12 protein-coding genes are annotated in these 11,123 nt (G+C 51.9%); 4 read left to right on the top strand and 8 right to left on the bottom strand.

Features of this window, described 5'->3' with window-relative positions; translation table 11 throughout:
• Window positions 1-24: 24 nt before the first annotated feature.
• A complete protein-coding gene (locus ABJI08_RS12550; protein ID WP_348402184.1) occupies window positions 25-381 on the bottom strand; it encodes a hypothetical protein in 357 nt (118 codons plus the stop codon).
• 11 nt (window positions 382-392) lie between these two features.
• Window positions 393-884: a flagellar basal body-associated FliL family protein gene (locus tag ABJI08_RS12555; RefSeq protein ID WP_348402185.1), complete on the bottom strand. Its 492-nt coding sequence runs from the start codon at window positions 882-884 to the stop codon at window positions 393-395.
• Window positions 885-1,007: 123 nt separating this feature from the next.
• On the opposite strand from ABJI08_RS12555, the gene fliF reads away from it, so the two are divergent.
• The 4 genes from fliF (at window position 1,008) to fliP (ending at window position 4,231) form a co-directional block, all read left to right on the top strand.
• Complete coding sequence (gene fliF / locus ABJI08_RS12560; protein ID WP_348402186.1) at window positions 1,008-2,621, top strand: flagellar basal-body MS-ring/collar protein FliF; 1,614 nt, start codon at window positions 1,008-1,010, stop codon at window positions 2,619-2,621.
• 89 nt (window positions 2,622-2,710) lie between these two features.
• Entirely contained in the window at window positions 2,711-3,217 is a 507-nt protein-coding gene (locus ABJI08_RS12565; RefSeq protein WP_348402187.1) for an ABC transporter ATP-binding protein, read from the top strand.
• The gene (locus ABJI08_RS12570; protein ID WP_348402188.1) at window positions 3,210-3,494 is read left to right on the top strand and encodes a FliM/FliN family flagellar motor C-terminal domain-containing protein; all 285 of its coding nucleotides are present in this window, start codon (window positions 3,210-3,212) and stop codon (window positions 3,492-3,494) included. Before ABJI08_RS12565 ends, ABJI08_RS12570 begins: the two co-directional genes overlap by 8 nt.
• Entirely contained in the window at window positions 3,491-4,231 is a 741-nt protein-coding gene (gene fliP, locus ABJI08_RS12575) for a flagellar type III secretion system pore protein FliP (protein ID WP_348402189.1), read from the top strand. The genes ABJI08_RS12570 and fliP overlap by 4 nt, the downstream gene beginning before the upstream one ends.
• Window positions 4,232-4,248: 17 nt before the next feature.
• Here fliP and ABJI08_RS12580 read toward each other — a convergent pair whose 3' ends face one another.
• The 6 genes from ABJI08_RS12580 to ABJI08_RS12605 form a co-directional block, all read right to left on the bottom strand.
• Entirely contained in the window at window positions 4,249-5,316 is a 1,068-nt protein-coding gene (locus ABJI08_RS12580; protein ID WP_348402242.1) for a flagellar basal body P-ring protein FlgI, read from the bottom strand.
• A gap of 38 nt (window positions 5,317-5,354) precedes the next feature.
• Window positions 5,355-6,365: a flagellin gene (locus tag ABJI08_RS12585; RefSeq protein ID WP_348402190.1), complete on the bottom strand. Its 1,011-nt coding sequence runs from the start codon at window positions 6,363-6,365 to the stop codon at window positions 5,355-5,357.
• Between the two features lie 2 nt (window positions 6,366-6,367).
• A complete protein-coding gene (gene flgK / locus ABJI08_RS12590; RefSeq protein ID WP_348402191.1) occupies window positions 6,368-7,822 on the bottom strand; it encodes a flagellar hook-associated protein FlgK in 1,455 nt (484 codons plus the stop codon).
• 36 nt (window positions 7,823-7,858) lie between these two features.
• Complete coding sequence (locus ABJI08_RS12595; RefSeq protein WP_348402192.1) at window positions 7,859-9,181, bottom strand: flagellar hook-basal body complex protein; 1,323 nt, start codon at window positions 9,179-9,181, stop codon at window positions 7,859-7,861.
• A gap of 71 nt (window positions 9,182-9,252) precedes the next feature.
• Entirely contained in the window at window positions 9,253-10,083 is an 831-nt protein-coding gene (locus ABJI08_RS12600; RefSeq protein ID WP_348402193.1) for a flagellar motor protein MotB, read from the bottom strand.
• 74 nt (window positions 10,084-10,157) lie between these two features.
• Window positions 10,158-10,958, bottom strand: a complete 801-nt coding sequence (locus ABJI08_RS12605; RefSeq protein WP_348402194.1) for a lysophospholipid acyltransferase family protein — start codon at window positions 10,956-10,958, stop codon at window positions 10,158-10,160.
• Window positions 10,959-11,123: the final 165 nt, after the last annotated feature.

Below are 11,123 nucleotides of genomic sequence, written 5' to 3' on the forward strand. Positions count from 1 at the left end.
ATCTCTTTTTAAATTGCTTTTTTCTCATCCGGCCAGATCCCGTTCGGTTGGGTGGCGCCGGAATACAGGTTCGGTTGGTTCAGCGGGCGCCATTGCATCGGGCAGGTCGTGCATCGAAGCGACCAAAAGCTCCAATCGTTTCGCCACGTCCTCGGCGCGCCCTGTTAAATCCTCTAGAATATCAGTCGAGTCGCCTGCAGTTTTCTGGGCGCCCTGCAAAGTTCGCGTCAAGTCGTCTACCTGAGCAGATAAAACGGCCACAGCGCCACCAACACCAGTCTCCAGATCGTTGAACCGCGCGAGACGGCGGGCAAGAACAAAGCAATACAGACCTGCGCCCAGCGCTCCTGCGATCAGCAAAATATCAGCGATCATATCCATATTCATTCCCTTCAATTCAGTACGAATTCCATAACCAGTAAATCGCGCACCCGTCCCTTGCCGGTCACTATTTGCACTCTTCGTAACATCTGTGCGCGCAATTTGATCAGAGCCCCGGCAGCCTCAATGTCTGCGGGTTCAAGCGCCCTCAGATAACTGTTTAAGACGTCAACAATTCTAGGGAGAATGCGTTCTACATCCTTGGCTTCCGCCCTCGGAACCTCCAATTGCGCGCGAAACCGAAGATGGCTGCTTGTGCTGTTGCCTGTTAACGAAATCACAATCGGATCAATTGGAATAAACACTGTATCCGGCAGAGCCATGACCGGGTCTTCGTGAGACAAAGAATCTTCTGCTCCGGAATGAGCACCAAGAATCATTCCTGAATAGACCGCATAAAAGCCTCCTCCGCCACCTGCCAAAGCGAGGATCAAGCCCACTATAAGTAAAAGGCGCGAGGATTTCGGAGCGGCGGTTTCTTCGATGTCGGTCAGATCTGTCATCTTGGGTTCCGATTTTTTTGTCCCCTTTTCTATAGCCGCACAGAAACTAACCGATTGTTAAGCCTGATCAGAGAATTATGCCTGTGCAGCCAGACAGAACGTCTGGTGAGACGGAGGATTGTCTTGCAACAAATTCTGAGCATTTGGTCCGGTCTTGATACCCGCCGAAAAATCATTGTCGTTGGTGCAACCGCGCTGATGTTCGTCGCCGTTTTGTCACTTGGTCGTATGGCCTCACGCCCGGGAATGACGCTGTTATACAGTGGTTTGGAGAGCAGCGCTGCGGGCGAAGTCGTACGCGCCCTGGAGCAACGCGGCGCTGTTTTCCAGGTGGAGGGCGGGTCCATTTACGTTGATTCGTCGATGCGAGATGAATTGCGCATGACATTGGCGAGCGAGGGGTTACCAGCCAATACGACGCAAGGGTATGAGTTGCTTGATGCGCTCTCAGGATTTGGCACGACGTCGCAAATGTTTGACGCCGCATATTGGCGCGCAAAAGAAGGCGAATTGGCGCGTACAATTCTGGGCAGCCCGTCAATAACGACGGCCCGAGTTCACATCGCGCATACGGGCTCAAACCCGTTTCAGCGGCAATTGCAACCAACTGCCTCAGTGACGATTACGTCGACAGGTGGCGGATTACCACCACGGCAAGCGCAAGCGTTGAAATTCCTTGTTGCCTCGGCTGTCGCTGGCTTGTCGCCCGATGATGTCGCTGTGATCGACGGATCATCTGGCATCATCGGAAGCGTTGATGATCCCGCGGCGCATTCCCAGGATGATCGAGCGGATACTTTGCGCAGTGCGGTTCAACGCCTGCTGGAAGCCCGGGTCGGACCCGGCAACGCCGTTGTTGAAGTGAGTGTCGAAACAGTCAATCAAACCGAGTCCATTCTTGAGCGCACTTTCGATCCGGCAGGGCGGGTTGCCATCAGCACGGAAACTGAAGAGCGTAGCACAAATTCCGAAAATGCGGCCAGTGGTCAGGTCACGGTGGCCTCTAACTTGCCGGATGGTGACGCCTCTGAAAACGGAACATCAACGAACAGGGACAGCGAAACACACGAACGCGTGAACTACGAAGTATCTGAAACTCAGCGTGAAATCACGCGCGAACCTGGGGCAATTCGCAGACTAACCGTCGCAGTTCTTGTGAATGGTACAACGACAGAAAACGACGCTGGCGAAGCGGTCCTGACGGTGCGACCCGAAGAAGAACTGACAGAATTGCACGATCTGGTCGCATCAGCTGTGGGATTTAATGAAGAACGCGGCGACGTCATCACGCTTAAGTCAATGTTGTTCCAGCCGATAAAGCCACTTGGAACCGCCGCAAGCACGTCGTTCTTTGGAAGCCAGGCCCTGAATGCCATGTCTCTCATTCAGATGGCTATTTTGGCGATTGTGTCGATTGTTTTGGGCTTGTTTGTCGTACGCCCTTTACTGTCTAAGCCCCAAAGTTTGCCATCCCCCCTTGAAGCCGCTGCACAAATTTCATCCGTTAATGTCGACGAACCAAACTCGTCGACTGTTCTGGACGGAGAAATCGAAGATTTGTCCGCCACAGCGCTCCCCCCCAAGGCAGTTCCCTCCTCCGACCGTTTGCCTGCGCTAGCTCAGGACATGACCCAGTCAGATGCCGTTGAACGATTGCGCGCGCTGATCAGCGATCGCCAGGAAGAGACAGTTGAAATTCTACGTAACTGGCTGGACTACAAAGAGGAAAATGTCTGATGTCGATTGCACACCTTCTCGAAGATTTTGAGTATTTGACGCCGTCAAAACCAACTGCCGCTCTGATTGAGTCGGCCGCAGATTCGGATTTGCTGGACAGTTTCGAGCAAGGGTACAAGGCAGGCTGGGAAGATGCGGTCCGCGCCAAATCTGATGAACGCGCAAATATTTCAGCTGATTTCGCACGCAATATTCAAAACCTTTCTTTCACGTATCACGAAGCTCGTGGCGCCATGATTGCTGAATTGTCTCCCGTAATTGAAAAGGCGGTGATGACGGTGCTGCCGGAATTATCGCGCCAGTCAATTGGGGCGCAAGTGTCTGAAGAACTGAACACTATCCTTGAGGAAAACAGCGATATACCCGTATTGATCACAACCTCGCCAGAGAACTACGAGGTTGTCTGTGAGTTACTGCCCAGTGACGTGAATCTTCCAATTGATGTTGTCCGAGACACGAACCTTACAGAGGGGCAGGTCCGGCTTCAATTTGGTCAAAAGGAACGGCAAATCGACTTGGACGAAGTCGTGTCGGTTGTTTCCAGCGCTTTTGCTGGATTTACCCACGAAACACAAAAGGAAATTATGAATGGTTGAACAGGACTCAATTTCAGAAAAAACGAATCCATTCACATCTGTACCTGTGGAAATTACAATTTCGGTTGGCAAAACGCGCCCATTGATCGGCGATCTACTAAACTTGCGAGAAAATGCAGTTCTTCCACTTGATCGACGCGTTGAAGATCCTGTCGAATTGTTTGTCGGTGACCGGTTGATTGCGCGTGGCGAGCTAGAGGAGATGGAAGGCCTTCAAAAAGGACAACTCGCGGTCAGACTTACAGAGTTAACCGATATCGGGACTCCACTGGGATGACCAAATCACGTTATCCATGCGTTTTAGCACTTACCGGAATTGCCTTGACTGTCGCGGACGCTGGATTAGCCCAGGATATCTCTGTGACCTTAGGTGACACCGGGTCTATTTCGACGCGAAGCATTCAGATATTCGCGCTAATTACAGTGCTCAGTTTGGCGCCCGGGATTGCAATAATGGTAACATGCTTCCCGTTTCTGGTCACAGTCTTGTCTATTCTTCGACAGGCAATGGGGCTGCAACAATCTCCTCCCAACATGCTGATCATCAGCCTTGCTTTGTTTCTCACATATTTTGTCATGGAGCCCGTGTTCTCGCGCGCTTGGGTCGAAGGGATTGCCCCGTTGATCAATGATCAAATCGATCCCGAGACGGCCTTTTCTCGCACGCTTGCCCCGTTTCGCGTCTTTATGTCTGCTCGTCTTGACCCGGATACCTATCAATCTATGGCATTGTTGCGTCCCGATGCACCTGTGTTGGAACCTGGCCCGGACTCTCCACTCTCAATTTTGGTACCAAGTTTTCTTTTGTCTGAAATGGCCCGTGCCTTTCAAATTGGTTTTGTTATTTTTTTGCCCTTTTTGATCATAGATCTGGTGGTTGCCGCCATTTTGATGTCGATGGGGATGATGATGGTGCCACCTGCAATCGTTTCCTTGCCATTCAAACTTTCGTTTTTTGTTATCGCAGATGGGTGGAGCCTTGTCGCCGGAAGCTTGGTCAGAAGTTATTTCTAACGGTTTTTATTGACCACTCAACGCACCAGAAATTCAGCATGAAGCGCGCCAGCTGCTTTGATGCTTTTAAGGATATCGATCATATCCCTTGGCGCGACGCCCAGCGCATTCAGTCCAGCGATCACCTCGCTCAGTGACGTCCCCCCGGCAACTTCGGCAAGGCCAATACCCTCTTCTTCTTCGATGTCTGCGTTTGTCCGGGGGACAACAACTGTTTGACCATTGGCAAATGGATTCGGCTGAACAGCAAGCGGCGTTTCCTGAATGCGTAGGGTCAAATTGCCCTGAGAAACGGCAACTCGGGAAATCCGCACATCGTCTCCCAAAACAATTGTTCCAGATCTCTGATCCACAACAACCCGCGCTTTGTGCTCTGGTTCAACAGAAATGTTTTCAATGCTTCCCAAAGCGTGCGCTGCCGAAATCTGGCCGCTCCGCGCTATATCGAGCTGAACAGTTCCCGCATCCAGCATCAAGGCAACACGGCGCCCAAAGTTGCGGTTGATGGCTTGCTCAATGCGCCCCGCAGTCGTGAAATCTGGTTCCCTGAGTGCCAAACGTAAGTTGGTTAGCGTCGCAAAATCAAAGTCGACTTCACGCTCGACCCGGGCCCCGGACGGAATTACGCCAGACGTCGGTACACCCTGAACTACGCCACCTGCTTCGCCTTCTGCAGAGGCACCGCCAGCAATAACCGTCCCTTGCGAGACCGCATAGATTTCGCCATCTGCCGCGTTCAATGGCGTCATTACCAGGGTGCCACCCAGCAGGCTTTTGGCGTCGCCAATTGCGGAAACGGTCACGTCAATCCGCCCGCCGGCCCGCGCAAACGGAGGCAATGCGGCCGTTACAAATACTGCCGCCACGTTTTTGGGTCGCAACTGCTCTCCTGTAACGTTAACGCCTAATCGTTCAAGGATATTGGACATGATTTCTTCTGTGAACGGTGCATTACGCAGCCCGTCACCAGTTCCATTCAATCCGACCACAAGACCATATCCCACCAGATCGTTGCCGCGAACGCCATCAAATTCCACGAGGTCTTTGATCCGGACCGGGCTTGCCAAACACACGGTTGGCAGCATCAGGATGATCAACGCAGCTCGTAATATGTGGTTGAATTTCATGACAAATAATCCATCAGAGACAGCCGGGACAACCTGGCGGTGACCGTGTAAAGAGTTTCCAATTGTACCTGAGCGGCTTCAAGTCGGGTTGCCGTGTCAAACGGATCAGCGGTTACAAGGTTGTTTCGCGTAATCTCTAAGCTGGATTTCGTTGACGCATTTTTGGCGATGGCTTCACCAATGCGTTCCTGAACAAACCCAAGATCACTCCGGATGCGTGTCAGGCCATCCTGCTGCGACAACAAACGTTCGCCAGCGACCCGAAGCAATTGGCTCTTGTCCGGCAATTCCAAGCCTAGCCCTTTGTCGCCAACCATCACGGCCAATGCGGTGTCCCGCAAGATCCCCCTGATCTCTGAATGATCTGCTCTCAATTCGTGACGTACGGAATCACTTTCAGTAAGCTGAAACGGCGCGAGGCTGTTTTCTGACCCCAGATAGGCAATTGTTTCAAATCCTCCGGCATCGGACATGAACCAGTCATCCACAACATCCAAAATGTCGTCCTGACTTGCTGCGCCGCTGAGAGCCGTGGAAAGCGCATCCAGAATGACGTCGGAAGAAGCGAGTGCAGGTCGATCTGTCGCCGCCCCAGCAAAGAGCCCACGTCCAGCGACATCGGAATTTAAGGCCGAGACTATCGCGTCAAAATCCTGACGTGCCTCGGCAATAACACTACTCACAGGCGCGGGGAGCCCGGCAGACGCAGTTGAGACCAGCGAGGTCGCCAAATCGCCGGATAGTGTTTGCATCTGGTTCAAAACGGTCTGAACCGTGTCAGAAAAAATTTGCGCATCATTTGTCGCAGTTTCATAGCCGGACAAAAGCGACAACGACCTCTCTACGTCGCCCAGCAATCCAAAATCTCCACCCAGAGATTTGGGAACATCGGACTTTTTCCCAGAGGCCAGTTCGAGTGTTAATGTGTTCAATTGGGTTGTCAAAAGGGTGTTGTGACGGCGCATCAAATGTTGCTGCGCCAGATCCCCGACCTGTGTGAAACTCATCTTTATAACCTCAACAGTTGGTTCATCATTTCGTCGATGGCTTCGACCACGCGCGCATTTGCGGCATAAGCCTGCTCAATCAACATAAGCTGTTGTATTTCGTGATCGCTATCGACGCCCTCAGCCAGCTCCATTGCTTCCAAACCCGACAATTTGGTTGCAGCAAAACTCAGGTCTTCATCGCTGATCACACGGTTAGAGCTTTGAGCCGAAAGAATTCTGTCTGCCAACCCGGCCATCGAAAGCACATCGCTGGCAAAACTGCCGGATGAGGGCTGAACGTCGCCGGACAGCGCCGTGCCAAGGCCGGTCAAAATCGAGGCATCTCCGACATCCCCCGGCGCAGTTGCACCCAGTCCGTCGCGCAGGCGCCAGAATTCACCGGCACCATCTGGGGCAACCAGCGTATTCAGACGTAGCCGACCGGCCAGCCCAGTCTCGTCGGACGCATCAAATGCAGCACCTGAGTCTGTGAACAGCCCAGCCTCTCCCGCCGATAATGTGGGATCTGTTGTGGTGGACTGGAACCGTTCAATCAAACTACGGGCACCCGCATCCAGATCAGCTTGTGTTTGCAGGGCCAGCTCATCTCGAATTTCGAACTGCGCGCCCAAGGCGCCGCCGCTTAACGCGCCCGTATCGGACTCTATTCGAATTTCGATTCCGTTGATGCACAAACCATCCAAAAGGCCGTTGTCGACTGTCATATGTGGTTGAATTGTCGGAGTTGGTGTGAATTCAATTTCGACAGCTGACCCATCCAGCAACACAGCGCCATTGGTCGTGTACAACGCTATTGCGCCGCGATCCCGGGCGATCTGCCGGACAGGCACCAGTTCGGAAATTTCATCCAAAATACGTTGCCTGTCATCCTCAAGTGAAGCTGTGCCAAACCCTTTGTTAATAGCCGTTGAAATATCACGGTTCATCTCTTGTGTTCGCGTCAAAAGGGTATTGAGGCGACCCACCATGTCTTCAATGGATCGGTCCGCTTGTTCGCGAAGGTCCTGAACGCCCTGAGAAGCATTGTTAAATGTCTGCGCCAACGCTTCGGCATCAACTGCGACATTCTTGAGACGTGTTGTATTGCCGGGTGATCCAGAGGCGGTTATCAAGCTGCTTTCCAGTGACACAACCATGCCACTCAGGCTGTTTGCCTGATCCGGTGTTCCCATCAATTTTTCAATTTGTTGATATGCACTATTCAACGAAGACAACTGACCAAACGCTGAATCCGCCATTCTGCGTTCTGCGAGAATGACCGGATTTGAATATCGTTTTATTGCATTTACCATAACCCCACCGGACGATCGGTAGTTTTGGGAAGACAGTGATACCTCCCGCCGTCCGTATCCGTCCGTCATAATGTTGGACAGGTTTGAAGAAACAACTTCTGCCGCCCGGGCAGTTGCGGTCAACCCGGTCAGGGCGTTCGAAAGCGCGCCAGATATACTCATGCCAATTCCTTTCCGGGCCGATGCCTCTATCAAGCTTTACCGCTTGATATTGGTCGTCTCCTGCAACATTTCGTCGACGGTCTGGATGACCTTGGCGTTCGAGCTGTACGCCCGCTGCGTCTGGATCATGTCCGTCAGTTCGCCCGCAACATCGGTGGTAGATTCCTCGCGCGCGTAAGATACGATATCCCCTGTTGGGCCATCGCCTGCGTTCCAAAGAAAGTATGAACCACTCTCGGAGGATGGCGCATATGTTTGATGATCCAGGGAAACCAGCCCGTTTGGATTGGGAAGATCGACAAGCGGAACCTGATAAATTGTACGCGTCACTCCTGTGTCAAACAGCGCATGTACAAAACCATTTGCATCCACTTCAACAGACGTCATGTTCCCTGTGGGGGATCCATCTTTGGAAATCTGCAAGGGGGCAAATGAATCAGACAGCTGTGTCAACCCCCCGCCCGAACCCAATTCACCAATGTCGATTTCCATGGGCCCGCCGGCAACATCTACGATCACGCTACCTGTTGCCGGGTCATACGCTCCGCCGGTCACAGTCGCCACGCTCAAGAGCGTCCCCCCGGAGTGCCTGCTGTCGTCGAAAGTCAGCGTGTATTCACCGATTACGGTGCCTCCAGACGCCGAATCCGTGATCTTCATTGTCCATTCATTTGAAGTTCCAGAAGTGGGGATAGTCGGAACAAACTCTACCGCTAGATTTTCGGATCGCCCCAAATTGTCGAAATATTCAACTGAAAGGTTTTGACTTGAACCACCTGCGCCGCTTTCAGTTTCAGTAGCGGGTAAATTAACCCCTAAAAGCATAGATGTTGTTGGCTCGCCTGTCAGTTGGTTAACATTGATTTGGACCGGTTCCAAACCATCATTCGTATCACGTGGAAACGGCGGCACCGAGCCGTTGGCATTTGCGGGCCACCCCATCAGAACCAAACCTGTTTCTGTGGTAAGATACCCTTGAGCGTCAGTTCGAAATGATCCGGTTGTTGTTAGCAACATCTGAGAAGAGCCATTAGCCAACCCGATTTCCGATGCCATGCCCACCGGCAGCATACCTCGCCCTCGAACAGCCAGGTCAGTGGCGTTTGACGTTGTGACTAGAGAACCCTGTTGGTCAATCAGGCGCTGTGTTGTTGCGCGTACGCCACCAGCCGAATAAGCGCCTCCTGACGCGGACGTGACCATAGAATGGAAATCTGACTCGACTCGCCGGTATCCATACGTCGCCGAGTTAGCGATATTGTCAGATATTGCTGCCAGCCGGGTAGCATTGGCGGCAAGCCCGGCTACCCCTGCGTTGAGCGAAGATGAAATTGTCATAAGTACGCCTTTCTGCTGCATCGACATAACTTCAATGCAACAGATACGTCTCAGGCACTTAACGCGGCGCTAACAGTTAAAATCTTAGCCAGTTATTGCAGATCACGCCTTAACAGAATGACTTCAATACGGTTATTTTGCAACGCTCTTGGGTTACTGGAAACCGGATCACGATCAGCATGCCCAGTAACCCGAGAAATCCTGCTTGCAGTCAGCCCATGGGACTCCAGCAGGCCACGAACAGTATTTGCTCTGTCGGATGACAATTCCCATGTCGCCTTGTCCAGTTGAACGACAGGAACCGTGCGGATATGACCTTCCACTGAGACGTCATTATTCACCAATTGACTCGCTTGAGTAACAATTCGAACAAGGTCGACAAGTAGACGGTACGGCTTTGCTTGCCCCTCGACAAAAAGTTGTGCTTGAGGAGTATCAAACAACTCGATGACTAGCCCTTCATCTGTCAGGCGGGTTATCACATGTTTCTTAGAATTGTCGGCCAGAAAACTTTCGCCTCCCCCACCTATGAGCAAATCCTGAATTTCGGCAAGCTTGTCTGGTTGCCTAAGCATGTCGCCGTCAGCATCTGCGTGCTTGGCGCCACCCGACAGAGTGGTCGGCAAACCGCCAATCCCGTTATTTGCAAGAAACTGTTCTTTAAGGACACTGTCCCCCCCAAACAGATCATTGCCTCCGCCAGAGATGCGGTTGATAGGAATCGTAGGATTAAAGTAATCCGCAATTCCCTTACGTTGCTTTTCTGTTGTCGCGTTTAACAGCCACATCAACATGAAAAAGGCCATCATTGCCGTTACAAAGTCGGCATAAGCAACTTTCCAGGCGCCACCATGATGCCCGTCTGCGCTAATGATCTTTTTCTTCTTGATGATAACTGGCGCCACGTTTGACCGCGCAGCCATTTTTCTCACCACCTTTTCTCACCCGACACCAGACCTATCATCGATCTGTTACCTGGCTGTTAATATGTGGTATTTTAGGATTCTTTTGGTGGCCCTTCGGAAAGAAGCTTAGTTTCAAGGATCTGCATCAATTCCCGGCGTGGCAATCCTGCCGGAATCGCAGGTAGAATTCGCACAGTAATTCTGCCTGGATATTTCAAGAACCCTCCGGCGGGCCAACAAATCCCAGAATCCAGTAAGACCGGCAACAGGCTAGTTCCTGCAAGCTGATACAGCACTCCGATGCCCGACTGCAGATGCGACGCCTTTTCACCTTGCCGTGTTCCCGTCGGAAAAACCAGCAGGTTTCGACCGCTTTTCAAAACGTCCGCACCCCGCCGAAAACCTTCACGTACAGCGTCACTTGTTCTGGTCCGGTCGACCGGAATATGTCCAAATTTGCGGGTCAAACGACCGAAGAAAGGGTAATCAAAGATTTCCTTCTTCGCATACATGACCGGCTGATCGAACAGCAGGTGAAAATACAGCGTTTCCCAAGTTGATTCATGCTGCGAAGCAATCAATACCGAGTGGTCCGGCAGATTTTCGCGCCCTTCAACGACAACACGGATCCCACAAATTAAATTGAGGATCGAGGTCTGTCCTATCAGAAAGGCCCGACTGATGGCATCAGTTACTTTGGGACTTACGAATGTCAAAGGCCAAAGCACAAGAAAAAGAGCGCCTGACAGCACGTAAAAAGCGACTGAACGTACAAAGACGACTAAATTCGTGCTTCCTATTTTGCGCATCAACCAGTCCAACAGACCACATGGGTCAGACATAACTTGTTGATACCGAGAAAGAAAGTGCCGCGACTTCATAAAATCGCTCATGTGGCGCGTAGCCTATGGTCAGCTACAATACCTTGGGGTAATCTGTCGCTGAGATGGGTAATCCCAAATTTGTTTTGGCGGCTCTTTGATCCTAGTGGGATCAAGTTGGGGTATTTAATGCGACAGCGCGCGGTCGGTCCTTTATTAGTTTGTTTTGCGCTTGCT

Origin of the sequence: Shimia sp. (assembly GCF_039969785.1) — a bacterium.
Lineage (GTDB): Bacteria > Pseudomonadota > Alphaproteobacteria > Rhodobacterales > Rhodobacteraceae > Shimia.

What these genes read in the sequence shown, in the direction of transcription:
- flgK (WP_348402191.1), bottom strand. Translation starts at nt 7,822, where the DNA reads ATGAGTATATCTGGCGCGCTTTCGAACGCCCTGACCGGGTTGACCGCA.
- fliP (WP_348402189.1), top strand. Translation starts at nt 3,491, where the DNA reads ATGACCAAATCACGTTATCCATGCGTTTTAGCACTTACCGGAATTGCC.
- ABJI08_RS12585 (WP_348402190.1), bottom strand. Translation starts at nt 6,365, where the DNA reads ATGAGTTTCACACAGGTCGGGGATCTGGCGCAGCAACATTTGATGCGC.
- ABJI08_RS12605 (WP_348402194.1), bottom strand. Translation starts at nt 10,958, where the DNA reads ATGAGCGATTTTATGAAGTCGCGGCACTTTCTTTCTCGGTATCAACAA.
- ABJI08_RS12550 (WP_348402184.1), bottom strand. Translation starts at nt 381, where the DNA reads ATGGATATGATCGCTGATATTTTGCTGATCGCAGGAGCGCTGGGCGCA.
- ABJI08_RS12580 (WP_348402242.1), bottom strand. Translation starts at nt 5,316, where the DNA reads ATGCTGCCAACCGTGTGTTTGGCAAGCCCGGTCCGGATCAAAGACCTC.
- ABJI08_RS12595 (WP_348402192.1), bottom strand. Translation starts at nt 9,181, where the DNA reads ATGCAGCAGAAAGGCGTACTTATGACAATTTCATCTTCGCTCAACGCA.
- ABJI08_RS12600 (WP_348402193.1), bottom strand. Translation starts at nt 10,083, where the DNA reads ATGGCTGCGCGGTCAAACGTGGCGCCAGTTATCATCAAGAAGAAAAAG.
- ABJI08_RS12570 (WP_348402188.1), top strand. Translation starts at nt 3,210, where the DNA reads ATGGTTGAACAGGACTCAATTTCAGAAAAAACGAATCCATTCACATCT.
- ABJI08_RS12555 (WP_348402185.1), bottom strand. Translation starts at nt 884, where the DNA reads ATGACAGATCTGACCGACATCGAAGAAACCGCCGCTCCGAAATCCTCG.